The organism is Cellulomonas sp. Leaf334, assembly GCF_001424195.1.
GTDB lineage: Bacteria > Actinomycetota > Actinomycetes > Actinomycetales > Cellulomonadaceae > Cellulomonas.
In genome coordinates this window covers 1,061,603-1,087,460 of sequence record NZ_LMOO01000001.1, presented here as the reverse complement: position 1 = coordinate 1,087,460, position 25,858 = coordinate 1,061,603, and the positions used below count along the sequence as shown (strand labels likewise).

14 protein-coding genes are annotated in these 25,858 nt (G+C 73.6%); 6 read left to right on the top strand and 8 right to left on the bottom strand.

Features of this window, described 5'->3' with window-relative positions:
- Positions 1 to 2: 2 nt before the first annotated feature.
- Genes ASF78_RS04805 through rfbA form a run of 4 tightly spaced genes read right to left on the bottom strand, consistent with a single transcriptional unit; the run spans position 3 to position 4,092 of the window.
- The gene (locus ASF78_RS04805; RefSeq protein WP_056585325.1) at positions 3 to 968 is read right to left on the bottom strand and encodes a GDP-mannose 4,6-dehydratase; all 966 of its coding nucleotides are present in this window, start codon (positions 966 to 968) and stop codon (positions 3 to 5) included.
- A gap of 4 nt (positions 969 to 972) precedes the next feature.
- Positions 973 to 1,959 carry a GDP-mannose 4,6-dehydratase gene (locus ASF78_RS04800; protein ID WP_056585322.1) on the bottom strand — a complete coding sequence of 329 codons (987 nt, stop codon included), beginning with the start codon at positions 1,957 to 1,959 and terminating at the stop codon, positions 973 to 975.
- A gap of 49 nt (positions 1,960 to 2,008) precedes the next feature.
- Positions 2,009 to 3,226, bottom strand: coding sequence for an acyltransferase (locus ASF78_RS04795; RefSeq protein WP_056585320.1), 1,218 nt, complete (start codon positions 3,224 to 3,226; stop codon positions 2,009 to 2,011).
- Positions 3,223 to 4,092 (bottom strand): glucose-1-phosphate thymidylyltransferase RfbA, encoded by an 870-nt coding sequence (rfbA, locus tag ASF78_RS04790; RefSeq protein WP_056585317.1) that lies wholly within the window; start codon positions 4,090 to 4,092, stop codon positions 3,223 to 3,225. Before rfbA ends, ASF78_RS04795 begins: the two co-directional genes overlap by 4 nt.
- 107 nt (positions 4,093 to 4,199) lie before the next feature.
- Between rfbA and ASF78_RS04785 the strand changes: the two genes are divergently transcribed.
- The 3 genes from ASF78_RS04785 to ASF78_RS04775 all read left to right on the top strand — a co-directional run bounded on the left by ASF78_RS04785 (position 4,200) and on the right by ASF78_RS04775 (position 11,963).
- A complete protein-coding gene (locus ASF78_RS04785) occupies positions 4,200 to 5,462 on the top strand; it encodes a hypothetical protein (RefSeq protein WP_156374038.1) in 1,263 nt (420 codons plus the stop codon).
- A gap of 152 nt (positions 5,463 to 5,614) precedes the next feature.
- On the top strand, positions 5,615 to 9,802 hold the full coding sequence (locus ASF78_RS04780; RefSeq protein ID WP_056585314.1) for a S8 family serine peptidase: 4,188 nt from the start codon (positions 5,615 to 5,617) through the stop codon (positions 9,800 to 9,802).
- Positions 9,803 to 9,860: 58 nt separating this feature from the next.
- The gene (locus tag ASF78_RS04775; RefSeq protein WP_056585312.1) at positions 9,861 to 11,963 is read left to right on the top strand and encodes a hypothetical protein; all 2,103 of its coding nucleotides are present in this window, start codon (positions 9,861 to 9,863) and stop codon (positions 11,961 to 11,963) included.
- Here the strand turns inward: ASF78_RS04775 and ASF78_RS04770 are convergent.
- The 4 genes from ASF78_RS04770 to ASF78_RS04755 form a co-directional block, all read right to left on the bottom strand.
- Positions 11,897 to 14,011 (bottom strand): hypothetical protein, encoded by a 2,115-nt coding sequence (locus ASF78_RS04770; protein WP_056585310.1) that lies wholly within the window; start codon positions 14,009 to 14,011, stop codon positions 11,897 to 11,899. The genes ASF78_RS04775 and ASF78_RS04770 overlap by 67 nt on opposite strands.
- Positions 14,011 to 14,577, bottom strand: coding sequence for a hypothetical protein (locus ASF78_RS04765; protein ID WP_056585308.1), 567 nt, complete (start codon positions 14,575 to 14,577; stop codon positions 14,011 to 14,013). The genes ASF78_RS04770 and ASF78_RS04765 overlap by 1 nt, the downstream gene beginning before the upstream one ends.
- Positions 14,578 to 14,716: 139 nt before the next feature.
- Positions 14,717 to 15,439 (bottom strand): TIGR03089 family protein, encoded by a 723-nt coding sequence (locus ASF78_RS04760; RefSeq protein ID WP_056588155.1) that lies wholly within the window; start codon positions 15,437 to 15,439, stop codon positions 14,717 to 14,719.
- A 78-nt stretch (positions 15,440 to 15,517) separates the two neighbouring features.
- Positions 15,518 to 19,948: an Ig-like domain-containing protein gene (locus ASF78_RS04755; RefSeq protein ID WP_056585306.1), complete on the bottom strand. Its 4,431-nt coding sequence runs from the start codon at positions 19,946 to 19,948 to the stop codon at positions 15,518 to 15,520.
- Positions 19,949 to 20,291: 343 nt separating this feature from the next.
- Here ASF78_RS04755 and ASF78_RS04750 point away from each other — a divergent pair, with 343 nt between their 5' ends.
- From ASF78_RS04750 to ASF78_RS04740, 3 genes are all read left to right on the top strand, one after another.
- Positions 20,292 to 20,621, top strand: coding sequence for a WhiB family transcriptional regulator (locus tag ASF78_RS04750; RefSeq protein WP_055912877.1), 330 nt, complete (start codon positions 20,292 to 20,294; stop codon positions 20,619 to 20,621).
- Positions 20,622 to 20,687: 66 nt separating this feature from the next.
- A complete protein-coding gene (locus ASF78_RS04745) occupies positions 20,688 to 24,209 on the top strand; it encodes a glycosyltransferase family 2 protein (RefSeq protein ID WP_056585304.1) in 3,522 nt (1,173 codons plus the stop codon).
- Positions 24,206 to 25,858, top strand: a complete 1,653-nt coding sequence (locus ASF78_RS04740) for a DUF5719 family protein (protein ID WP_156374036.1) — start codon at positions 24,206 to 24,208, stop codon at positions 25,856 to 25,858. The genes ASF78_RS04745 and ASF78_RS04740 overlap by 4 nt, the downstream gene beginning before the upstream one ends.

Below are 25,858 nucleotides of genomic sequence, written 5' to 3'. Positions count from 1 at the left end.
GGTCAGCCGAGCAGCTGGACGTCGTGGTCGACCATGGCGTGCACGACCTCGGTGAACGAGCGGGTGGGCGCCCAGCCCAGCACCTCGCGCGCCCGGGTCGGGTCACCGACCAGCTGTGCGGTGTCCGTCGGACGGACGAACGCGAGGTCGGTGCGGACCCAGCGCTCCCAGTCGTCGATCCCGACCCGGGCGAGTGCCGCGGCCGCGAACTCGGCCACCGAGTGGGTCTCGCCGGTCGCGACGACGAAGTCCCCGCCCCCGGGATGGTGCGCGGCCCGGACCATCGCGTCGACGTAGTCGGGCGCCCAGCCCCAGTCCCGCCGGGCGTCGAGGTTGCCCAGCGTGATCTCCCCGGTGCGTTCCCGACCGATGCGGGCCGCGGCCTGCGTGATCTTGCGCGTGACGAAGGCCGGTGGTCGACGCGGCGACTCGTGGTTGAACAGGATGCAGCTGGACACCGCCAGCCCGCGTGAACGGTAGATGCCCGACATCTGGTGGGCGTACGCCTTCGCGGCGCCGTACGGGTTGGTCGGACGGACGGCCGTGGCCTCGTCCTGGGGGACGCGGTCGGGCTCGCCGAAGATCTCGGCGCTGGAGGCCTGCACCACCGCGACCGGTCTGCCCGTCGCCTCCTGGACCTCCAGGGCGGCGGCCAGCAGCTCGGCGACCGCGACGCCGCTGAGCAGGGCCGTGAGCGCCGGCTCCTGCCACGACGTGGCGACCGAGCTGATGCCGGCGAGGTTGTACAGGTGGTCGGGCGCGACGTCCCGGACCAGCCCGTGCAGCGCGGGGCCGTCGGCGAGGTCGGCCTCGTGCAGGTGCACCTCCGGGTGCGCCGCCTGCAGGGCGCTGGTCGACGGGTCGCCGGCGCGCACCATGCCGTGCACCTCGACGCCGTCCCCGAGCAGCCGGTCGACCAGGTAGCTCCCGTCCTGCCCGGTGATGCCGGTGACGAGCGCGACGCTCACGCGGTCACTTCCCGGCGAGCGCGCGCTGCTCCTGCAGGTCGTTGTCGACCATCATCTCGATGAGCTCGGTGAAGCCGACCTGGGGCTTCCAGCCGAGGACGTCGTGCGCCTTGGCCGGGTCGCCGATGAGCAGGTCGACCTCGGCGGGGCGCATGAACCGGGCGTCCTGGTGGACCAGGCCTGCCCAGTCGTCGATGCCGACGCGGCGGAACGCGATGTCGAGCAGCTCCCGGATCGAGTGCGTCTCGCCTGTCGCGACCACGTAGTCGTCGGCCTCGTCCTGCTGCAGCATCCGCCACATGGCCTCGACGTAGTCGCCGGCGAAGCCCCAGTCGCGCTTGGCGTCGAGGTTGCCCATCGTGATGCCGTCCTGCAGGCCCAGCGAGATGCGCGCGACCGCCTGGCTGACCTTGCGGGTCACGAACTCCGGCCCGCGGCGCGGCGACTCGTGGTTGAACAGGATGCCCGACGAGGCGTGCATGCCGTACGACTCGCGGTAGTTGATCGTCATGTAGTGGCCGAACACCTTGGCCACGCCGTACGGCGAGCGGGGCCACAGCAGCGTCGACTCCCGCTGCGGGACCTCCTGCACCTTGCCGAACATCTCCGAGCTGGAGGCCTGGTAGAAGCGCACCTTGTCGGCGTTCTCGCCCGCGTGCAGACGGATCGCCTCGAGGATGTTCAGCACGCCCTTGCCGGTCACGTCCGACGTCAGGTGCGCGTTCTCCCAGGAGTACGCCACGAACGAGATCGCGCCCAGGTTGTACACCTCGTCGGGCTGGGAGACAGCCAGCGCCCGCAGCAGGCTCGACAGGTCGGTGAGGTCACCCGTCACCAGGTGCACGCCCGGGACGGTGCGCTCGACCAGCTCGTACTTCGGGTTGTTCTGACCCCGGATGAGGCCGTAGACCTCGTACCCCTTCGACAGGAGGAGCTCCGCGAGGTAGAGGCCGTCCTGGCCGGTGATGCCGGTGATGAGAGCGCGCGTCATGGTGTCCCGTACGTGAGGTGGTGGAGGTGGCGTCGAGCCTATCGCGTGCTCAGGCGCCGACCGGGGTGGGGGAGGTCGTGCGGCCCGCGGGTACGCCGTCCTCCGGTTCGGGCGTCGGCTCGGGGGCCGGCGTCGGGGGTGGCGTGGACGCGGCCTTCGTGGTCCGGCGCGCACGCCGCATGATCGGGCGCTCCACCAGGAGCCAGCTCGCGATCGCCAGCGGGATCGTGCCGAGCAGCGCGGCGATGTTGAAGACCCACAGGCCGTGCACGTACACGGCGCCGATGGCGAGCAGCTGCTGCACCGGGAACGCGTAGATGTACACGCCGTAGGAGATGTCGTGCTTCTGGATCAGGCGCGGGGCCGGGACCACCGACGCGATCCAGAGGAGCAGGTAGGTGATCAGCGGTGCCGTCAGCTGCGCCCCCCAGCCGTCGAGGACCGCGATGGCCACACCCGAGAGCGCGGCGGCGGCGAGCGCCCCCACCCAGTGCAGCGGGAGCCGCGAGCGGAGCACCTGCACGAGCGCCCCGCCGAGGAACAGCGGGAGCAGCTTGGACAGGAGCAGCACGTCCGGGTTGCCGCCGAGGTACGGCAGGACGACCTCGATCTTCGCCCACACGGCGACCGAGAGGAGGAACGCGGCGGCCAGCGGCCAGGCCGAGCGCCGGAACCAGGCGAGGCTGAGCAGGCCGGCGATGACCAGGTAGCAGAGGAACTCGTAGTACAGGCTCCACAGCGAGCCGTCCCACGCACCCGGGTACGGGACGTTCGCGGGCGTCCCGGCGACGTCGTAGGCGCCGATCTTCAGGAAGAAGTTGGCGAAGACGTAGCTGGCCGGCGCGGTCGGCGTGGTGAGGAAGCCGTCGAAGGTCCGGTGCGCCGCCCAGTACCCGATGGGCGCGAAGACGCCGGCGGTGACGATCAGGCAGACCCAGAACGCGGGCATGATGCGGGCGATGCGGTGCACGAGATAGGTACCGAGGTTGTTGCCCAGGCGGCTCGCGGTGATGAGGTAGCCGCTGATGGTGAAGAACCCGAACACCGCCCAGCCGCCGAGGTTCTCACCGTCGATGTGGGGCCCGACACCCATGCCGGCGATGTAGTAGGCGTGCGCGAACAGCACGGTCGACGCCAGCACCAGCCGGATGAGGTTCAAGCTGTTGTTGCGGGGGTCGAGCTCCCGGCCGGTCAGGCCGCGCAGCCGCGCGCGCCACGGTGGCCGCGGTTGCGACTGCGGGTCCTCGAGGGCGCTCGCGGCGCTCATTGCCCCTCCTCCAGCAGACCGAGCAGGTACGTTCCGTACCCCGACTTGACCAGCGACTCGGCGCGGGTGCGCAGCTCGTCGTCGGTGAGGAATCCTCGGCGCCAGGCGACCTCCTCCGGCGAGCCGACCTTGAGGCCCTGCCGGTGCTCGATGGTGCGCACGTAGTCCGAGGCCTCGAGCAGCGAGTCGAACGTGCCGGTGTCCAGCCAGGCCGTGCCGCGGGGGAGGACCTCGACCTGCAGCCGACCCTGCTCGAGGTAGACCCGGTTGACGTCGGTGATCTCGTACTCCCCGCGCGCCGACGGCTGCAGGTCACGGGCGATCTCCACGACGTCGTTGTCGTAGAAGTACAGGCCGGGGACGGCGAAGCTCGAGCGCGGCTTCGTCGGCTTCTCCTCGAGCGACAGCGCCTTGCCCGAGTCGTCGAACTCGACCACGCCGTAGCTCGTCGGGTCCGCGACGCGGTAGGCGAAGACGGCTCCTCCGTCGATGTTCTCGAACCGCTGGAGCCGGGAGCCGAGTCCCGGGCCGTAGAAGATGTTGTCGCCGAGGACGAGTGCCGCCGAGTCGGTGCCCACGAAGTCGGCGCCCAGCACGAACGCCTGCGCGAGGCCGTTCGGCTCGGCCTGCACCGTGTAGGTGATCGAGATGCCGAACTGCGAGCCGTCGCCGAGGAGCCGCTCGAACTGCTCCGCGTCGTGCGGCGTCGTGATGACCAGCACGTCCTTGATCCCCGCCAGGATCAGCGTCGACAGCGGGTAGTAGATCATCGGCTTGTCGTAGACGGGGACGAGCTGCTTGCTGACGCCGAGAGTGATCGGGTGCAGCCGCGTGCCGGAGCCGCCGGCCAGGATGATTCCGCGCATGGGCACCTAGTGTGCCGCACCGGACGGGTGAGTCCCGCGCAATGTGCTCCGTGCGGCTCGTCCCAGCGCTACCCTCCGCGTGGAACGACGACCGAGGGAGACAGGGCATGATGACGACGGCATGGCGGGCAGGACGCTCCAGGGCGGCACTCGGAGGGGTCGTGGCGGTGGTCGCGCTGGCGATCGCGCTGGTCCCGTCCACGGCCGGGGCAGCGCCCGCGGCCGGCGGGGACCGGTTCACCTCGCTCAGTCCGGTGCGGGTGCTCGACACGCGTGACGGCACCGGCGGCCACGCCGAGCGCCTCGAGCCGTCGGCCCCCATCGACCTGGTGCTCGGGGGGACGTCTGTCCCCGCCGACGCCACGGCCGTCGTCCTCAACGTCACCGCCGTGCGCCCGAGCGACCTCGGCAACATCCGGGTCTTCCCCACGCCGGTCTCCGGCGACGCCGTGCCGGTGGTGTCCAACCTCAACGTCCGGGAGTGGACCGACCAGCCGAACCTGGTGACGGTCAAGCTCGGTGCAGGTGGTGCGGTGCGGTTCGCGATCGAGCGCGCGACGGCCGACCTCGCGGTCGATCTCGCCGGGTACTACAGCCCCACCGGAGCCACCGCGTACACGCCGGTCAGCCCGGTGCGGGCCATGGACCTGCGCGACGGGACGGGCGGCGTCGATGCCGGTCGACTCGGGCTCAGGGACCACGTGGACCTGCTGGTCCGGGGGAGGAACGGCGTGCCCGCCGACGCGACGGCGGTCGTGCTGAACGTCACCGCGGTGGCTCCCTTCGGGCCGACCAACATCCGCGTGTACCCGCGCCCGGCGGACGGGGCGTCGCAGGAGCCGCCGGAGATCTCGAACCTGAACCCGGTGGGCAACGGCGAGGACCAGCCGAACCTGGTGACGGTGCAGATCGGCGCCGAGGGCATGGTGCGGTTCTACAACTACGCGTACGACACGTTCCTCGTCGCCGACCTCGCGGGCTACTACAGCCCGACCGGCGGCCAGCTCTTCACCGCGGTCGACCCGGCCCGGATCGGCGACACGCGCTCCGGTCTCGGCTTCGCCTCGACGGTGCGGGCGGGTGTCACCGCCGACCTCGAGGTCACCGGCGTCGGTGGCGTGCCGGCGGACGCCACCGCCGTCGTGCTCAACGTGACGGCGTCGCAGCCGCGCGGCACGACGAACATCCGCGTCTTCCCCGCGGCCGCCGGGGGCGCGGTCCCGCTGGTGTCCAACCTCAACGTGAACCTCGGGATCGACGAGCCGAACCTCGTGATCGTCCCCGTGGGCGAGGACGGTGAGGTGTCCTTCTACTCGCAGTCGTTCGACACCGAGATCATCGTGGACGTCCAGGGCTACTTCACGCCGTAGCACCGCACCCGGGCGTCCCGCGGGCCAGGCTCCGCGGACGCCCGGGGACGTGCCGAGAGATCGGGACCGGCGGGTTTGCCGCAACCCTCCTGTCAGGCCCTGTTCGTGCCGATACCCTCCGCGTGGATCAGCGGACCAGAGGGAGCTCACGCGTGAAGTCGGTGCGGTCGACGACAAGGCGCGCACGACGCGCGAGGACGGTTCTCGGGGGGACGCTCGCGGCGTTCCTCCTGGCGACGTCGCTGGTCCCGACCGCAGCGGGCGCGGTCCCGCGCGGGGAGGACCCGACCGGTTCGGAGCCGTCGGCGCGGACGGAGATCCCCCGCGTGCCCGAGACCGGCAACGCAGCGCCCGAGCCTGACCAGGTGCTCGTCCGGTTCGTGGACGGGGTGGCCGACGCGCAGGAGCGCTCGGCACTCTCGGCCGCGGGCGTGACCGAGCACGACACGGTCGGCGCGACCGGCTTCGTGGCCGTCGCGGTGGGGGACCAGGACCCTGAGCAGGTCGCGGCCGACCTCGCCGACGACCCGCGGGTGGCCGACGTCCAGGTGGACCACGTCCGGTCCGCGGCGGTGTGGCCGGACGACACGCTGGTGCAGTCCTCGACGTGGCCCTACCTCGACCTCACGCGGTTCCCGCGCGCGTGGGACGTGACGCGGGGTGCGGGTGCCACGGTGGCCGTGCTCGACACGGGCGTGCGCTCGACCCACCAGGACTTCGCCGGCGGCCGCGTCCTGACCGCGAGCGGGTACGACTTCGTCGACGACGACACCGACGCGAGCGACCAGCAGGGCCACGGCACGCTCGTGGCCGGGATCGCGGCTGCACGCGGCAACGACGGGTTCGGCGTGGCGGGTGCGGCCTGGGACGCGAAGATCCTCCCGGTCAGGGTGCTCGACGACGAGGGGTTCGGCAACGACTCCGACCTCGCCGCGGGCATCACCTGGGCGGTCGACAAGGGCGCCACGGTGATCAACCTGTCGCTCACCGGGCCGGAACCGGCACCCGCGATCCTCGCCGCGCTGCAGTACGCCGTCGGCAAGAAGGTCGTCGTCGTGGCGGCGGCCGGCAACCAGGGCACCGAGGCGCCGCTGTACCCCGCCGCGTACGCCGCGCAGGTCCCCGGTGTGCTGTCGGTCGCCGCGACGGACGACTGGGGCACGCGCGCCGGGTTCTCGAGCTGGGGCGACACCGTCTCGCTCGCGGCGCCGGGGGTCGACATCGTCGGGCCGTCGTCGCTGGGGGACGCCCAGTTCGTCGTGGGGACCGGGACGTCGATGGCGTCGCCGCTGGTCGCCGGGGCCGCCGCGATGCTGCGCCAGGCCAAGCCCGGCTGGACCGCCGCGCAGGTCGCGGACGCGCTCGTGGCGTCCGCGCGCGACGCCGGGTCCCGTGGGCGCGACCCGTACCTCGGTGCCGGCGTCCTCGACGTGTCGGCCGCCTTCGGCCAGACCCGGGGCGTGCCGCTGGACCGGGCGACGGGCGCCGAGGGGGACTCCGACGACGACGTCCCGGCGCGCGCCCACCCGCTCCCCACGACCGAGCCGGCCGGGAACTGGAACGGCGTGATCGACGTGGACGGCGACGCGGACTGGTGGTCCGTGCCCGTGAGCGGCGCCGGGTGGCGCGAGATCACCCTGACGGCGAGCACGAACGCGGACGTCGAGGTCGACGTCGTCGATGCGTCGTACCGCCGGCTGGGCACCGCGCGCACGGGCCAGTACGGCGGCACGAAAAGCACCACGGTCCCCGTCGCGGCCGCGGGGACGGTGTACCTGAGGGTCCGGGGCGTGGCGGCGGCGACCGGGGGGTCCTACCGGCTCGACGTGCGGGCCGGGACCGAGCTCGGTCTGAACCCCGAGCTGGTCCGGGACGACGTCTCGGCGACCTCGTCGCAGGTGGCCGTCGGGGACCTGGTGCCGGGGGGCGCTCTCGACGGCGTCGTCGCGTCGACGGACGGGAGCACGGGTGTCCTCTCGGTCGTCACAGGCGTGCCGACGACCCTCCGCGCCGAGGTCGTCGTCCCGGAGGCGCTCGTCGACAACACGCTCGTGCTGGCCGACGTGCTCCCGGGCGGCGGCGACGAGGTCGTCGCCGCGACCCCGTCGGGCGTCCGCGCGTGGCCCTGGAGCGCCGGGACCCTCGGCGCGGCCACGCTGCTGTCCGCCGACGTCGCCACCGCCGTGCGCGCCACCGACGTCGACGGTGACGGCGACGACGACCTCGTGCTCACCACCGCCGCGTCCACGGTGCTCCTGCGGCACGACGGGAGCGCGCTCGTCCCCGTCACGCTGCTGGCCGGGCCGGTCGTGCGGCTCGCGGTCGGCGACGTCACAGGCGACGGTCGCCCCGACCTGGTCGGTGCCGGTCCCGCAGGTGCCGCGTCGATCGAGGTCGTCCCGCAGGCACCGGCCGGGACGTTCGGCGCGTCGAGCCTCGTCCCCACGCGTGAGGCGCCGGCGTTCGTCGACGTCGCGGACGTGGACGGCGACGGTGACGGTGACGTCCTGGCGATCGGGGTCGACGGGACGAGCAACTCCGTGACGTTCCACGCCCAGGGGGCGGACCACACCCTGGGTGCCGCCACCTCGACGTTCACCGGGTACGTGTCGCGCAACGCGGCGGTCCTCGACGTCGACGCGGACGGGTTGCCGGACATCCTCTCCGGCAGGGGTTCTTCCGTCACCTGGGTCCGCCGCACCGGGCCAGGGACGTTCGGCGCACGGACCAACGTCTCGCAGATCGGGACGGCCTCCGACACCGGCGCACGGGGGCTGGCCGTCGGTGACCTGTCCGGTGACGGGCGGGGCGACGTCCTCGTCGCGAGCGCCGGCGGCACGATCAACGTGCTTCGCAACCGCTACCTCGCCGAGCCGCCCGGAGGTGCGGAGTGGATCGTCGACGGACCGCAGACGCAGCGCAGCGGCGTGCCCGTCCGACCGACGCTGACGGTGGTCTCGGGACGTCAGCTGCCGGCCGGTGCCGCCACGACGTCGACCGTCCGGCTCGTCGACGGCACCACGGGCTCCGCGGTCGCGGCGACCCGCACGGTGGACCCGGCGACCGACACCATCCGGATCACTCCGTCGGCCGACCTCGTGGTCGGTCGGCACTACCAGCTGCGGGTCGCCGGGCTCACGGACGCCGACGGTGCCGTGCAGGACGAGGCCTACCGGACGTACTTCACGGTCGGCGCGAGCGGCGACCGGTTCACGCCGCTCGAGCCGGTGCGCGTCCTCGACACCCGCGACGGCACGGGCGTCGAGCCCGGGCGGGTGGTCCCCGGGGAGCCGATCGACCTGCAGCTCGGCGGCTGGGAGGTGCCCGACACGGCCACGGCCGTCGTGCTCAACGTGACCGCGGTGTCGCCGAGCGGGCTGGGGAACGTCCGGGTGTTCCCCACCCCGGCGTCGGGCGACGCGGTGCCGACGGTGTCGAACCTCAACCTCGCCCAGTGGGCCGACCAGCCGAACCTCGTCACGGTCAAGCTCGGCGCGGAGGGGTCCGTCCGGTTCGCGATCCAGGGCGCGACGGCCGACCTCGTCGCCGACATCGCGGGCTACTACAGCGAGGGCGGCGGGACGGCCTACACACCCGTGAGCCCCGTGCGCGTCATGAACCTCATGGACGGGACGGGCGGCGTGCCGACCGGCCGCCTCCGGTACGACCACTACGTCGACCTCCAGGTCGCCGGGGTGAACGGTGTCCCTGCCGACGCGACGGCGGTCGTGCTCAACGTCACGGGCGTCGCGCCCGGCGGCATGACCAACGTGCGTGTGTACCCGCGACCGGCGGCGTCCGAGCCGCAGGAGCCGCCCGCGGTCTCGAACCTCAACCTCACCGGCGGCCGGGACCAGCCCAACCTGGTGACCGTCCTCGTCGGCGACGGCGGGAAGGTGCGGTTCTACACGCAGAGCCACGACCTGTGGCTGATCGCCGACCTGGCCGGCTACTACAGCCCGACCGGGAGGCAGGGGTTCACCCCGGTCGACCCGTCGCGCATCGCGGACACGCGGTCCGGGGTCGGCCTCTCGTCGACGCTGCGGGCGGGGGTGACCTCGCAGCTCAAGGTCACCGGCGTGGGCGGCGTCCCGTCGGGGGCCACCGCGGTGGTGCTCAACGTGACGGCGGCCTCGCCGCGGGGGACGACGAACATCCGCGTCTTCCCGACGGTCGTCGGCGGCCCGGTGCCGACGGTGTCGAACCTCAACGTGGTGCGCGGGCGGGACGAGCCGAATCTCGTCATGGTGCCGGTGGGCGCCAACGGCTCGGTGTCGTTCTACTCGCAGTCCTTCGACACCGATCTCGTCGTGGACGTCCAGGGCTTCTTCACTCAGTAAGATTCGCACCCGACTCCCGGTCGAAGCAGTCGGCCGGCGCGTGGACAGCGAGGGACCAGTGCACGTCACCGACGACGCCCTCACCGTCGCGCGCCCTGCGGCCCTTCCTGGCGCTTCGGGAGGGCCGGGGGCGCGGCGGGGGCGGGGGATCCTCGTCGGGCTCCTCGTCGCCGGTGTCGTCGTAGCGCTGCGGGCGGTCGGCGTCCTCGAGCACGCCGCGGCGGCGGTGGTCCTCGTGGCGCTGACCCTGGCCGTGCCCACGTCGCGGGACCTCGCGCGGCGGGTGCTGCTCGCAGGCTGCCTCGCTCTCGGCTGGGTGCCCGTCCTGTGGTGGCTGCCCGGACCGGTCGGGACGCTCGGTCGTGCCACCGTGATCCTCGCGGCCCTCGCCGGCACGCTGGCGGGCGTCGCGGCGGGTGCGATCGACCCGGTCGCGCGGCTGCGGTCGTACGTCCCGCGCTGGCGCGCCGTGGACGTACTGCCGGTCGGCTCGGCCGCGGTCACGGTCTGGGTCCTCGCGCCGTGGTTCCGCGTGCCGTCGGCCGAGTCCGCGCTCGCGATGCTGGCGACCGGGTGGGACCACTCCGCCCACGCCGGGATCACGCAGTCCCTGCGTCAGCACGGGGTCGTCATCGGGCAGCTCGGAGCGGCACCGGGGGGCGAGCACTGGGCGTACGCGCACTACCCGCAGGGGTTCCACGCCGTCGCGGCGACCCTGCTCGAGCTGGTGTCGCCGGTGCGGGTCTCCGCGGCGGCCGACCTGGTCGACTACACGCGCGTGATGGCGACGGTCGCGGTGGTCTGCGTGACGGTGGTCGTCGCGGGCGTGTGCGCCCTGCCCGGGCTGCGTCGCCGACCTTGGGCCGCCGCCGTCGTCGCGATCGTCACCTGGTCGGCCCTCGTGCTCGGCCCGGGCGGAGGAATGCTGTCCGAGGGGTTCCCCAACTTCCTCGTGGCCGCCCTCATGCTCGCCGCGCTGCCGCTCGTGCTCGTGCCCGCGGCGCGCATCATCCTGCCGGTGCACGCCGCGGCGGCGGGCGGGGCCGTCGTCGCGGTGGCCCACAACTGGACGCTCCTGCTGTGCCTCGCCGCACCCCTCGCCCTCGCTGTCCTCCTGCCCTGGGGCCGCGCCCGGCGGCGTGGCGGTCGCGCGGCGTCGTGGTGCACCGCCACCCTGGCCCTCGCGACGCTGGCGGCCACCGCCTACGGGGTCGCGGTCATCGGAGGACAACAGGTCGGCGCGATCCTCGTGGTGGACGGCGGGATCAGCCCGGCCTCCCTGCGGCTGACCGCGCTGCTGACGGGCGCGTCGGTCGTGGTCGCCGTCGTCCTGCTCGTCCTGCGGCGGCGCGGGGCCCGCTCGACCGTCTCGTTGCGCTCGGCCGCCAGCATGCTGGTCGTGATCGTCGGACTCGCTGCGGCCGCCGGGATCGCCGCGCTGCAGATCAGTGCGGACGGGTCGCTCGGGTACTACTTCTGGAAGTTCACGCGTGCGCTGCAGCTGCTGTCGGTCGTCCTCCTCGCGGTCGGTGCCGCCGCGCTGTTCAGCACGGTGCGCGCGGCACGGTCGCGTCCCGCGCGGGCCGGTCGGGCGTTCGCCGGGGCGGCGGTCGTCGCGGTGGCGCTGTTCGGCTGGGGCGGTGTGCATCCTGCACTGCCGGCCGTCGGACCCGACGCCGCGCCGGGCTTCGCCGCGCGGGGGAGTCTCGCGGAAGCCTCCGCCCACCCGCCGCTGACGGCCCGTCTGCTCCTGGACGCCGCCGACGCGGCGCTGCCCTCCGGCTGGTCGCACCCCGTCTACCTGTCGTTCCCCGCAGCGGGCGGCGTGCACCCCGTGGCGGCCGCGCAGTGGTTCTACGCCCTCACCGGTGCGTGGACCGACGAGGGCAACGCGACCGCAGGTCTCCTCGGCGTCGATGAGCAGACGCCCGCCCGTGCCGTCGAGGTGGCACGCGGGGTGTGCTCACCGCCGACCCGGTGGCCATCGTGGTCGTCGGCCCCGACTTCCTCGAGCCCGTCCGGGCGGGGCTCGCCGGCGACGGGCTCGCGGACCGCGTCGTCAGCTGGTGACGGTCGGGCCGGCCCACGAGCGGGTCAGGGCACGGTGACGGTGCGGCAGCCGATCTGCGGGTTGGTCCCGGCCGTCGCGTTGATGCCGTAGAGGCACACCGTGCGCACCCCCGGGGCTGCCGCCATCGTCGTGGTGAAGCCGTGCAGGTCGCCGCGGCCCCACACCTGCCCGACGTCCGGCCGGGACTGGTTGGCCGTGAACGCCGCCGACGCCGAGTCCACGTACATGTGCACCGTGATCGGGTCGTTGGTGTCGGGGTCCAGGGCCCAGCCGGTGAGCGTCACGGCGCCGGCGGTCGCGCTCACCGTCTCGATGTTCCCGAAGGGCGGTCGGTTCGATCCCGGGGGAGTCTGCACCGCCGGGACGGTGACGGTGCGGCACGCGATCTGCGTGCTCGGCCCGGTCGTCGCGTTGAGCGCGGTGACGCAGACCTCGTGCGCACCGGACGTCGTGCTCAGGGTCGTCGCGAAGCCGTGCAGGTCGCCCCGGCCCCAGACCCGGCCGACGTCCGGTCGCGAGCCCTTCGCGACGAGGGACGTCGCCACGCTGCCGTCCACGGACACCTGCACGGTGACGGGGTCGTCGGTGTCGGGGTCGAGGGCCCAGCCGGACACCGACACGGTGCCCTCGCCGACGGCGGCTGTCTCGAGGTTGCCCATGGGGGGGCGGTTCGCCTCGGGCGGGGTCACGACGGCGGGCACCGTGACCGTGCGGCACCCGAGCTGCGGGTTGGTGCCCTGCGACGCGTCGATCGCGTAGAGGCAGACGTTGTGCGGGCCGGAGGTCGCGTTCATCGTCGCGGAGATGCCGTGCGCGTCGCCGCGCCCCCAGACCCGGCCCACGTCGGGTCGTGAGCCGTTGGCCACGAAGGCGGCGGAGGCCGAGTCGACGTACATGTGCACGGTGATCGGGTCGTCGGTGTCCGGGTCCAGGGCCCAGCCGGTCACGGAGACCGTCCCGTTGCCGGCCGTCACGGTCTCGATGTTCCCGAACGGGGCACGGTTGACCACGGTCACGGTGCGGCAGGCGATCTGGGAGTTGCCGCCGGCGGCCCAGTCGTTGATCGCGTACACGCACACGGTGACGGTGCCCGGGGATGCCGGCATGGTCGCGCTGAACCCGTGCAGGTCACCCTTCTTGTACGCGGCGCCGACGTCGGGGCGGGACAGGTTGGCCGTGAACGCGGCCGACGACGACCCGATCCAGATGTGCACGGCGATCGGGTCGGTGGTGTCGGGGTCGAGTGCCCACCCGGTGACGGTCACGGTGCTCCCCGTCGTGGTGACCGAGTCGAGGGACCCGACGGGCTGGCGGTCGGTCGTCGGGCCGAACCAGTCGCGGAAGTACTGGTAGAAGTTGCGGTTCCCGTACGACGAGCACGCGTCGCCGGTGCCGTAGCCCGCGGCGAGGGCGGCGCCGTTCGGCTGGTAGGGCGTGTAGTTGTACAGGCTGGCGGTCGCCTGGTTCTGGATGAAGACCGGCGACGTGCCGCACGCGGCGTTCGGGTGGTACCGCACGTTGTTGGTGAGGCCCGCACGGTGGCTGTAGCGCGTCGGGTTGTTGGCGTAGTTCCGCAGCTGCGCGGCCGCCGAGTACACCTGGTTGAAGAAGCCGTAGTACAGGGCGTCGCAGGGGGCGGTGTCCGGGCACCCGTAGCCCATGGCGCTGCGGTAGCGGTTGGCATACAGCCCGCTGCCGGACCCGGTGACCAGGCCCTGCTCCTTCTGGAGCATCACGAGCAGCACGCGCGGGTTGATCCGGCAGGCCTGTGCGACCTTGGCGACGATCGACGCGGCCGACTCGTCGGCCGACCCGGAGTACGCGCCCGTGCACTTCGCGTCGGCCGCCCGGGACGAGGTGGCCTGGCGGAAGTTCTTCAGGCAGGGCGTCCCGTCGGCGCCCGCGACGCACGACGCACCCTTCTGGTTGAGGAACGACTGGATGTCCGCGGCGCTCATCGCCCCGGAGTCGTAGAAGATCGCGTCGCTGATGATGAAGCCGGGGTCGAACTTGCTGAGGTCCGCGGCCTGGGCGGGGGTGGCGAGCGGACCGGCGACGACGGTGACCACCTGCGCGACGACGACGACGAGAGCGGCGAGCAGCGCGACGGTGCGCCGACGGAGGGGTGCGGGGGACATCAGGGGACCTCGATGGTGACGGCGGGCGCCGAGCCCGCGCGGGTCGTGGACGAGTACGACAGGACCGTCTGCCACGTGCCGGCGGACAGCGCGCTGCGCGGCACCGCCACCTCACCGCAGCTCATGGTCGTCGCGTCGGGGGTGGCTGCGACCGCCCTCGTGACGACGCTGCTCCCGAGGGTCATCGTGATCGTGCAGGTCCCCGTGGTCTCGAGCGCGTCGACGTAGCCGCCGACGACCGCGGCCGCCGCCGCGGCGTCGTACCCGGAGAAGGTCACCGTCACGGTGGCCGGTGCCGGCGGTGCGTCCGTCGGGCCGGGCCCCGGAGCCGGGGGCACCGAGGGACCGTCGGTCGCGGGAGGTGCGCTCGACGACGGTGCGACCGGTGAGCTCGGGGTGCCGGTGGCCGTGGTGCTCGCGGAGGCCGAGGGCGACGGGCTGGGGCTCGGCGTCGCACCCGTGCCTGCGTCGACGGGGCGCATCAGGGCGATGACGGTGACGGCCACGGCGACGGCGAGGAGCACCGCGACGGCCGTGACGACGAGGCGCCGGGGACCAGCATTCATGGGTGAGGGCCTTGTGCGGGGGGACAGGTACGTCAAATGTAGGTTCCCGCCGGCGCGGATCGGCGGTTCGAAACCCGCGCCGTCCGGTTCCTCCCGATAACCGGTCGCCCGTGTGCCCCGGCCGGGCCGGGTGAGCCGGTCAGGCCTCCGTGGTGATGCGCTCCGAGTCGACCAGTCGGGCGCGGCGAGGAGCGTCCGCGGCGAGCTCCGCGGCGGTCGCAGGGCTGCTCAGGACCACGGACCCGTCGCCGGACAGGACCGCGAGCACGTCCAGGAGGAACGGCGCGAGCTGCGTCCGGTCCCCGGCCGCCCGGAGGACCCGTCCGGGGCTCGGCGCGGGACCGGCGAGCAGGTCCTCGTGGGTGCGGGAGCGCTCGTCGGCCCCCTCGAGCGCGGGAGCGGCGGGGTCGACCGGAGCTGTCCACCCGATGGCGTCGCCGTACGTCATGACGGCGCTCGCCGCGTCGATCGCCCCGGGCGGCAGCGTGCCGGGGAACGCCCGCGCGAGCGCGGGCAGCGCGACGGCGACGACCTGGGCCGTGGTGGGTGTGCCGGCGGGGGAGTCGGAGACGAGGACGTCCCCGTCCGCCCCACCAGGCGCGACCACGCAGGCACCGCTGCGCCACACGGCCAGCGCCCACACCACGGTCCGCCAGTGCGGCGGCAGGTCCAGCGTGATCCGGGTGCCCGGAGCGGCGTCGAACTCCTCGACCAGGAGGTTGGTCGTCTTGCTGACCCAGTTGCCGAGGACGGCCCCGGAGAGCTCCACGCGTTCGCCGCCGTCTCCGTACCAGGTGACGCGCGGGCGTCCGGGCTCCCGCACGAGGAGGGCGAGCAGGTCGGCGACGGTGGTGGGCGGCACCCGCACAGCGTAGGGCGGCGGACGCACGACGCCGGCCCGACGGCGAGCGTCGGACCGGCGTCGTGCCGTGCGCGGGGGCTACTTGACGTACCACCCCTGGACGTCGGCGATCAGCTGGCTGGTGCCGGCGTCGTTGTAGAACGTCACCTTGTTGCCGGTGCCGAGCTTGACGATCACCAGGTTGGCGATGTTCTTGCCGGCGTACGGGTTGAGGTTGGACGACGCCTTGCAGTCGGCCAGCGCCGTCCCGCCCGGGCACGCCGAGACGTAGGTGTTGCTGGTGCTGTTGGCCGACGTCACGTTGAACACCACGGCCGTGGCACCCGCCGGGGCGTCGGGCACGGTGAGCGTGTACGTCTTGCCGCCCGCCACGCTCTGGAACGCCATCGCGCGGGTGGGCTCGACGGGCAGGTACGACGCGTCACCGGACCCGTCGACGAACCAGCCCTGCACGTCCGCGATGAGCTGGACCGTGCCGGCGTCGTTGTAGAACGACACCTTCCCGCCGCTGCCCAGCTTCACGATCACCATGTTCGGCGTGTTGGCGCCCGCGTAGGGGTTGAGGCTCGACGACTTCTTGCAGATCGTCAGCCCGGTGCCGCCGGGGCACGCCGAGACGTAGGTGTTGGACGACGGGTTGGCCGCCGTGACGTTGAGCGCCACCGCGGTGGCCCCCGTCGGCACGTTCGGCAGCGTGAGCGTGTACATCTGCCCGCCCGAGATGCTCTGGAACGACATCGCTCGCGTCGGCGTCACCGGGGAGTACGTGGCACCGCCGGTGCCGCCCTCCACGAACCAGCCCTGGATGTCGGCGATGAGCTGGACGGTGCCGGCGTCGTTGTAGAACGTCACGTCGTCGTCGTCGCCCAGCTTGACGATCACCATGTTCGGCGTGTTGCGGCCTGCGTACGGGTTCACGTTCGACGACTTCTTGCAGACCGTCGTCGACGTCCCGCCCGGGCACGCCGAGACGTACGTGTTCGAGGACGGGTTGGCGACCGTCACGTTCAGCGCGACGGCCGTCGCCCCGGTGGGGGCACCGTCCAGCTGGAGCGTGTAGGTCTGACCGGCCCCGACCTGCTCGAACGACATCGCACGCGTCGGCGTCACCGGCGTGTACGCGGCACCCGCCGGGGTGACCGTCTGGTTCAGCGGGTCCGACGTCGTCGCCGCCGAGCTGGAGTCGCCCACCCACCGGGCGGTGAGCTGGTGCGTGCCGACCGCCAGCGTGGTGGTCTGGAACGTGGTCGTGCCGGAGGACAGGGTCCCCTCGCCCAGCTTGGTCTCGCCGTCGTAGAACCCGACCTTGCCCGTGGGGACCTTGCCGCTGCGGGCCACCGTCGCCGTCAGGGTCACCGACTGGCGCGAGGCGGCGGGGTTGGCCGAGCTGGCCAGCGTGACCGTCACCTCGTTCTTGGTGAAGTTCCGGACGTCCGAGAAGCCGACGACGTTGTCCGCGGCGTCCAGGGCCGTGACGCGCCAGTAGTACGCGGTGCCGTCGAGGTAGTACTTCGGTGTCGCCCACGACGTTCCGGTCGTCTTCTGCGACTCGAAGGTCGACGAGAAGGCCGCCGACGTGCTGACCTCGATGCGGTACGCCGAGGCGCCCCGGACCGAGGACCAGCCGAAGACGATGTCGTTCGACGTCGGACGGGCGTCCTGGTCGGGCTCGAGCAGGGTGGGCGTCGCGGCCACGACCGTGAAGTTCTCGCCTGCCGCCCAGGTCCCGGGGTTGCCCGCGATGTCGTTCTTGCGGACCCGCCAGCTGTACTCACCGACGGGGAGTGCCTTGTCCGGCGTGAAGGCCGCGTACGACGTGGTGTCCGTGCGGAGCTTGTTGACGGCCGGGTAGGTGGGCGTGGTGCCCTTGTAGAGCTCGACCGTGTACGTGCCGGCGTGGCTGAGCGGTGACCAGGTCAGCGTCGGCAGCCCGTTGACGACGAAGGCGTCCGCGTCGGTCGGGGGTGCCGACGTCTTCTGGAACGACCGCGGGTCCTGCCCGTTGACGCTGCTGGTCAGGGCCTGGCCGGCGTTGTCGATCGCCTGGACCCGCCAGTAGTACACCGAGTCGGGGTACGTCTTGCCCCACGGCGCGTACAGCGACTGGTCGACGGTCGCGGTGTCGATGATCGTGTTGAACGACGGGTCGGTCGCGACGTCGATCTTGTACATCTTCGCGCCCGGCGCCTTCGGGTCCGTCTCGAAGTAGTCCTGCCAGTCGAACGCGACCTGGTCGACGACGCCCGCGCCGTTGGCGGGGGTCTGCAGGACGATCGCGGGGCTCGCCTTGCGGAACGTCGAGATGTTGGTCTCGCCGGCCTCGTACGCCGCCTGCGGCCCGGGTCCGCACACCGTCTCGGACCGGCAGACCTGGACGTACCAGTAGTACTGCTGGTCGGACGTGTTGTCGGGGATGGACTCCCGGGGGGTCACGGACGGGAACCGGGTGATGTACGTCCGGACCACGTTGGTGAAGTTGGGGTCGTTGGCGAGCCACACCTTGTACTCGAACGCGTCCGGGACCGGCGCCCACCGCAGCTCCGGGACGTCCGGCTGCTGCGAGCCCCGCGCGGGGGCGACGAACGAGACGAACGGGCTCTCCGTGATCGTGAAGGTCGACACGGGGGAGTCGTCCAGCAGCACGTCCTCGGCGGTGAACGCCTTGACGTACCACTTCCACGTACCGGCGGTGAGGGCGCTCGTCGGCGTGAACGCGGCCTGCGGGAGCTCCTCGTTGTCGTCGGTGAGCTCGGTGAACACGTTGCTCGCCGCGGGCGCGTGGTAGACGCGGTAGTACGCAGCGTCGGTCACGGGGGTCCAGCTGAGCACGGGGGCGTCCTGCGCGAGGCCGGATCCGGTCGCGGACATCGCCGTGATGGCCGGCGCCGTGGTCGGGGGTGCGACGAGCGTGAACGATCCACGCGCGCCGGGGACCGGTGTGTACGACCCGTCGGGCGAGATGCCGCGGACGTACCACGTGTAGGCGCCGGGGCCGGGGTCCTTCACGGTCGGTGACCACGTCGTGGCGCTGGTCTCACCGACGGTCGTCGGCGCGCCTGGCGCGTCCTTGACGAGGGTGACCTGGTAGCGGTGGTAGCCGGCCAGGGGCGACCACCGCAGGCTCATGGCGGACACCTCCGCCCCGTTCGTCGGCGAGAGCGGCTGCACCACGCGCTGGTCGAACGTGAAGGAGCGTCGGTCGGACAGGACCCCGAGCACCGTGGTCGACGTCCCCGGTGAGGTGTCGATGGCCTGCACCTGCCAGTAGTAGACGGCGCCAGGGCGCGGCTCGAAGGTGCAGTCGGAGCCCACCACGAGCGACGACGGCACCTTGGGGGAGGTGAGGTGCGGCGTCAGCGACGTGTGCAGCGTGTAGCAGGAGGTCACTGCGGTCGAGAGGTTCGGGTCGGTGGAGATGTTCACGCGGTAGTGCCCCGCGTGCGGGACACCGTTCCACGCGAGGCGGAAGTCGTTCGCCCGGACCTCGGCCCCGTTCGCGGGCAAGGTGAGCTCGGGCTTGTTCGACCAGCCGCGAGTGAACTGCGCGGCGCTCGACCACTGGCCCGCCTGCCCGGTCAGTCCCGGGGCGCTGGCGATCGCGCGCACGCGCCAGTAGTAGCCGCCGGCCGCGTAGGTCGCCGTCGGCGAGTACTGCGTGCCACGCACCGTCTTGGAGTCGGTCACGTTGTTGGCCCAGTCGCCGTTGGGGCTGACCTGGATCTCGTAGGCCTTCGCGCCGAGGACCTGCGACCACGTGAACCTGACGTCCTGGACCTCCTGGGCCCCCGGCACGGAGACAATGTCCCCCGCGCTGATCAGGGTCGGGACGCCGTCGGCGGACCCCCACGACACGGTGAAGGAGCGCGCGGTCGACCACGCGCTGGTGACGCCGTTCGTCGCGGACGTGCCGCGGACGCGCCAGTACCAGGTCTTGTCGAGGGTCAGCGGCGTGGTGATCGCCAGCGACGTGTTGGCGGTGGTGAACAGCTGCGCGCTGACGAAGTCGTCGGCGTCGTCGAGCTCGACCTCGTACCCCTTGACCCCGGTCAGCACGCCCCAGCGCAGGACCGGGGCGTCGTCCGGGTAGGCGAGCGCCGCGCCGTCGGCGGGGGAGACGGCGGCGGGTGCCTGCGCCGAGGTCTTCGTGAAGTCGTCGTACGCCCACGGTCCGAGCTCGCTGCCGTTCAGCGCGGCGACCCGCCAGTACAGCGTGCCGAGGGGCAGGTCGGTCGGCGGTGTCGCGTGCAGGCCGTAGGTGTCGGTCGAGTAGATCTTCCCGCCCGACGCGTGGGTGGAGCTGGTCGACACCTCGACGCGGTAGGTGGTGGCGCCCGGGACCGACTCCCACGCGAGCACCGGGTTGCCGGGGCCGTCGGCCGGGGAGGACAGCACGGGCGTGTCCTGCGGTGGGGCCGCCGACGCGGTGCCGGCACCGAGCGAGGTCAGCAACCCCGCGGCCAGGACGTTGACGGCGACGAAGGCGGTTGCTCGGCGGAGCGACAGCGACACAGTGGTTCCCCTCGGGAGCAGGCTCGGTCCACGGGGGTGCTGGCACCCCACGTGCACCACCTCATCGGCACCGCCCGGGCGACTCTTGACCTCAGGCAACCGACTTGCACGCCGCAGGCGTCCTCGAGGGGGGAAGGGACACGCCCGGATCACCCGTCTGCCACAAGTTCACCCGACAAAACCGGACAGTTACCACGCTCCCGCTTGACCAACGCGAACGACACGCGTGTAATTCCTTAGAACGGATTCATGAGCGAGCACCACCCGCGGCACTCGGGAGAGGGTCGCACGCCGAGCCTTGGAACGAGCAGTGGACCAGCACGAAAACCGCACGGAGGCACGCATGTGGAATCTGCTCGACAACGACGAGATCTTCCCGTCGGACGCACGGAAGAGTGCACAGACGCACGCTTCCAACGTCCTGCCGATCTTCGGCGCCCTCGAGGACGAGGGACCGATGGGGTGGCAGGAGCGCGCCCTGTGCGCACAGACCGACCCTGAGGCGTTCTTCCCGGAGAAGGGCGGCTCGACGCGCGAGGCCAAGAAGGTGTGCACGGGTTGCGACGTGCGCTCGGAGTGCCTCGACTACGCCCTGCAGAACGACGAGCGCTTCGGCATCTGGGGCGGGCTGTCCGAGCGGGAGCGGCGCAAGCTCAAGCGGCGTGTCGTCTGACGGTCTGCGCCGGCGGGGAGTGTCGCGCGCGGGCCTCGGCCCGCGCGACGGCATGATGTTCCGAGCATGACTGACACCCTCCTGCCGGTGGACCTGCCCACCGCGACCTCCTCCACACCGGTGACGACGCCGGTGTCCGCGGTCGTCGTCACGCGCGGCCGCACCCCGTACCTCGCCGCCACCCTCGCGGCCCTCGCAGCGCAGACGCGGCGGCCCGTGCGGGTCCTGCTCGTCGACGTCTCCGACACGGGCGACGAGGCCGTCGAACAGCTCCTGCACAGCGCGTTCACGGCCGCCGGCGGCTCCGCGACTCCGACGCTGCGCGTCGTGCGCACGCCCGGCGCGCGGACCTTCGGGCACGCCGTCCGCCGTGCCCTCGAGGCCGACGACGGGCTCCCGACCACCTGGCTCTGGCTGCTGCACGACGACAGCGCACCCGCACCGTCCGCCCTGGCCGAGCTGGTGCGCGCGGTCAGCCACGCCCCGTCGGTCGCTGTCGCAGGCGTCAAGCAGCGCACGTGGACCGACCCGGAACGACTGCTCGAGGTCGGGGTGCGCTCGTCCCGGTCGGGCCGCCGGATGACCGACGTCGAGCCGGGCGAGCTCGACCAGGGCCAGCACGACGGCCGGGAGGACGTCCTCGGCGTCGGGATCGCCGGCGCGCTCGTCCGGCGGGACGTCTGGACCGACCTCGGCGGTACCGACCCACTCCTCGGCCCGTTCGGTGACGGCTTCGACCTGTCGAGACGGGCACGCCTGGCGGGGCACCGGGTGATCGTCGTGCCGTCGGCCGTGGTCCGGCACGCGCAGGCCGGGTACCTCGGGCTGCGTTCCGACGCGGTCGAGCCCGGCACCCGACCCGTCGACCGGGACGGGGACGGCGAGGACGACCGCGCCGACCCGCGACGCTCGTTCGCCGCCCGGCGGCGCGCGCTGGTGCACAGCCGGCTCGTCTCGGCCCCGCTGCCGTTGGTGCCCGTCGTCGCGCTCGCCGCGCTGCTCGGTGCCGTGCTGCGCGCGTTCGGTCAGCTCGCGGCCAAGCAGCCCGGCCTGGCGGTCGACGAGGTGCGGGCCGCGCTCGTCGCGCTGGCCCGGCCGGACGGCGTCGTCCGCTCCCGCGTCCGCGCCACGGGCAGCAGGCGGGTGCCACGCCGTGCGCTGCGACCGCTGCAGGCCGGCTGGCGCGACGTGTGGTCGCAGGCCCGGGACCGGCGCCTCGCGCGGGCCGAGGCCCGGCGGGTCACGCAGGCGCCGAGCGAGCTGGAGCTGCGCGAGCTGGCCGCGGTCGCGACCACCCGGCGCGTCGCGCTCGCGGTGGTCGTGACCGGTCTCGTCGCCGTGGCAGGGGTCGGACTGGGTTCGCTCGTCGCCGCTGCCTTCGGGGGAGCGGGTCTCGTCGGCGCCGCGCTGCTCCCCAGCAGCACGCGCCTCGGTGAGCTCTGGTCCGCCGCGACGTCGGGCTGGGTCCCCGACGGCCTGGGCGGTCCGGGGCCGGCTGATGCGCTGCTCTCCGCGCTGACCGTGCCGACCCTGCTGTCCGGCGGCTCGTCGTCGGCCGCCGTGACGCTGCTGCTGCTCGGATCGGTCCTGCTCGCCGGCCTCGGTGCCTGGGCAGCGGCCGGTGCCGCGACGCGGTCGGTGGGTGTGCGGGCGTGGGCCGCGATCGTCTGGGCGGGTGCTCCTGCGTTGCTCCTGGGTCTCGGCGACGGCCGCCTTGGAGCGGTCATGGCGCACGTCGCTCTGCCGTGGGTCGCCCTGGGCCTCGTCCGCGCGGTCGGTGCGCAGCGGGTGGACCAGGTCCTGTCGGGCGTCGCGACCGCGCGGCGTGCGCAGGACGACCTCGACGAGGGCGCGGTCGAGACCCCGGTTCGCGGCACCCCGACGGTGCCGACGCCGAGGGTCTCCGGAGACGCGCCGGCCGGGACCGACCCCGTCCCGGCAGAGCGGGTCGGCGCTCCCGACCCGACCGGGTCCATCGCCGCGGCCGCCGCCGCGTCGATCGCGTTCGCGTGCGTGGCGGCCGCAGCGCCCAGCCTCCTCGTCCCCGGGCTGCTGGCCCTGTGCGTCGTGGCGCTGTGCGCCCCGCGACGACGCGGCCGCGTGCTGCTCGTCGCCGTGCCGGCGCTCGTCCTGCTCGGGCCTACCCTCGCCGAGGCGGCGGGACGTGGCCTGGCGGGCTGGCGGTTGCTGGTCGCCGACCCCGGCCTGCCGAGCGCGTCGCCCGCGGCCGACCCTCTGAGCCGGCTGCTCGGTGTCCCCGAGGACGCGTCGTCGCTGGTCCCCGACGCCCTGCCGGCGGCGGTCGCCACGGCCTGGCCGCTCGCGCTCGGTGCGGTCGTGCTGCTCCTGGCCGTGCTGGCGCTCCTGCGTGGCGCACCGGTGGCCCGGGCGGTGCGCGGCGCCTGGCTCGTCGCGGGCATCGGTGTGGCGACGGCGACGGTCGTCGTCGCGGTCCCCGTCGCGGTCGCGGACCAGACGGTCGCGTACGGATGGGCCGGTCCCGCGCTCTCGTTGGCCGGCGTCGGGCTGCTCGCCGCCGCGGTCCTCGGCGCGGACCGGCTGCGCGAGCGCCTCGCGGGCTACACCTTCGGGTGGCGGCAGCCGCTCGTCGCGCTCGTGACCGTCGTCGCGGTCGTGGTGCCCGCGGTCTGGCTCGGCTCGTGGGCGTGGCAGGCGCGCACCGGTGACGCCGTCGCACTGCGTGCGGTCGAGCGTGCGATCGTGCCCGCCGTCGGTCAGCAGGCGCAGGCGTCGGCGCTGTCGTCCCGGGTGCTCGCGGTGAGCATCGAGCCGACGGACGACCCCGGCACCGCCGGGTCCGCCGTGACGTGGCAGCTGATGCGCGCCGACGGCCCGCAGCTCGTCGACCAGGCCGCCGCGGAGACGACCCGGTCCCTGACCGGCGAGCTGCTGGCACCCGACGTGACGGCCGACGACGCGGCGACGCAGGAGGTCGACGCACTCGTCGCGCGCCTGGCCTCCGCAGCGACGGGTGACGTCGCGGGCGAGCTGGCGGCACTCGCGGTCGCCGACGTCGTGGTGCCTCCGCTGCCGGACGACCTCGGCGGTGTCGCGCCGCAGGTGGCTGCCGCCCAGCGCGAGGAGCTCGTGAGCCGGCTCGACTCGACCGCCGGGCTCGAGCGCGTGACGCAGAACGCCACGGGCACGCTCTGGCGGGTGCAGGCGACGGCATCGGCAGCGGGGGTCGCCGCCCCGACGGTCGTCCCCGCGTGGGCCCGGATCCTGCCCGCGACCGCCGACGTGACGGACCCGTCCGCCGCGACCGTGGCGGTGGCGTCGTCCGACCGTGCGGTCGACACCGCGGTTCCCGCGGGCGACGCGGACCGCCTGCTCGTGCTGGCGGAGCGCGCGGACGCGCACTGGCACGCCTCGCTCGACGGCCGGTCCCTGCGGTCGGTGGACGGCGGGTGGCGGCAGACGTTCGCCCTGGGCGCCGACGCCGGCGAGCTGGTCGTGCGGTACGACGACCCGAACCGGGGCTTGTGGCTCGCGCTGCAGGGGTTCGTCGCGCTCGTCACGGTCCTCCTGGCGGTGCCCGTGCGCCGGCGTCGGGGGGTGCGCACATGAGCGACCCCGGGACGAGCAGTGCGGGGACGGTGCCGTCGCGGGCGCAGGTCTGGCTCGGTCGGACCGCGCGTGCGCTGTCCGGGCTCGCCGTCGTCGGGCTGGTCGTGGTCGTGGTCGTCGCGGGCGCGCGCTTCCCGGGCGAGGGGACGGACGCCGTCCCGCCGACCGAGATCCCCGTGCCGCCGACCGCGTCGACACTCGTCTGTGCCGGCCCGCTGATCCAGCCCGACGACACCGGCAGGGGTGACTCCGCGTTCGACCCGACCCCGGTGGAACCTGTCACGACCGTCACCGTCGTGACGTCGGTCCCGGACCGCGACGGCAGCTCCGCGACGACCGTGGCCCCGCTCGACCGGTCCGCGGTGACCGCGACACTGCCCGGCGGGGGCAGCGCCGCGGTCGTGCCGGACGTGACCGGGCCGCAGGTCGTCCGCGCCGAGCCGGGCACGGCACCCGCCCGGGTGGCGGCGGCGAGCGCGGGTCTGGTCACCGCGGGGGACCTGCGAGGCCTGGCGGCCGCGTCGTGCCAGCAGCCGACGGCCGACGCCTGGCTGCTCGGGGGGGCCACCGACCTGACCAGCACCGCGCAGCTCGTGCTGAGCAACGCCGGCTCGACCCCGGCCGAGGTGACCCTCGCGATCTGGGGGCCGTCCGGTCCGGTGGACCTCACCGGCGAGCGGTTCCTGGTCGCGCCCGGCGCACAGCGTGTCGTGGTCCTCGGCGGGATCGCCGCCGAGCAGCGGCGGCTCGCGCTGCATGTGTCCGCGACGGGCGGCCGGGTCGGAGCGCACGTCCAGGACTCGGCCATCGACGGCTTCACCCCGGCGGGGACCGAGCTCGTCGTCCCGGGGGCGGCGCCTGCCCGGCGGCAGGTGGTTCCCGGGCTCGCTGTGGTCGACTCGACGGTGGGCGACCTGTCCGCGCCGGCCCTGCGGCTGCTGGCCCCGGGGGACACCGGGACCACCGCGAGCGTGACGTTGCTCGGACCCTCGGGTGTCACCGAGCTGCCGGGGGCCGGGGCGGTCGCGCTCGTGCCCGGTGAGGTGACGGACGTGCCCCTGGGCGGGCTGCCCGCCGGGGCGTACACGGCGGTCGTCGACGCGGACCAGCCGGTGCTGGCGTCCGCCGTGCTGACCCGCCCCGGCTCCGTCGGTGAGCTGGACGACGTGCCGAGCGTCGAGCGGGCGTGGGCGGCTTCGACCGCGGTCGGGCGCAGCGGGGTCGTGGCGGTGCCGTCGGGCACCCGGGGGACGCTCGTCGCGGGGGCCGTCGCCACCGGGACGGACCCGGCGGAGGGCCGGCCCGCGACCGCGACCCTCCGGTTGCTCGGCGCCGACGGATCGGTGCTGGCCGAGCGCCGGCTGCGGCTGGACGCAGGCTCGACCGGGGCGTGGTCCGTCGACCAGCTCGCCACGGGGAGCGGCGATCTCGCGGTGACCGAGCTCGGCTCGGGTCCGTCGGTCCCCGCGGGGGTCGTGGGCGTGGACCTGGTGACCGACGAGGACGCCGAGACCGCGATCGCGTGGGCGCTCGTCGCCGAGGCCGACCGGCCCGACGGCGTCCTGGTCTCGGTGCTCGACCCGGTGCCCGTGCCCCGCACCACCCCGGACGTGGCGGTCCGGGAGGACCCGCGGCTCGGCACCCGCTGA

Coding starts and splice junctions, on each gene's coding strand:
- ASF78_RS04795 (WP_056585320.1), bottom strand. CDS start 3,226: ATGAGCGCCGCGAGCGCCCTCGAGGACCCGCAGTCGCAACCGCGGCCA.
- ASF78_RS04740 (WP_156374036.1), top strand. CDS start 24,206: ATGAGCGACCCCGGGACGAGCAGTGCGGGGACGGTGCCGTCGCGGGCG.
- rfbA (WP_056585317.1), bottom strand. CDS start 4,092: ATGCGCGGAATCATCCTGGCCGGCGGCTCCGGCACGCGGCTGCACCCG.
- ASF78_RS04800 (WP_056585322.1), bottom strand. CDS start 1,959: ATGACGCGCGCTCTCATCACCGGCATCACCGGCCAGGACGGCCTCTAC.
- ASF78_RS04745 (WP_056585304.1), top strand. CDS start 20,688: ATGACTGACACCCTCCTGCCGGTGGACCTGCCCACCGCGACCTCCTCC.
- ASF78_RS04770 (WP_056585310.1), bottom strand. CDS start 14,011: ATGTCCCCCGCACCCCTCCGTCGGCGCACCGTCGCGCTGCTCGCCGCT.
- ASF78_RS04750 (WP_055912877.1), top strand. CDS start 20,292: ATGTGGAATCTGCTCGACAACGACGAGATCTTCCCGTCGGACGCACGG.
- ASF78_RS04785 (WP_156374038.1), top strand. CDS start 4,200: ATGATGACGACGGCATGGCGGGCAGGACGCTCCAGGGCGGCACTCGGA.
- ASF78_RS04765 (WP_056585308.1), bottom strand. CDS start 14,577: ATGAATGCTGGTCCCCGGCGCCTCGTCGTCACGGCCGTCGCGGTGCTC.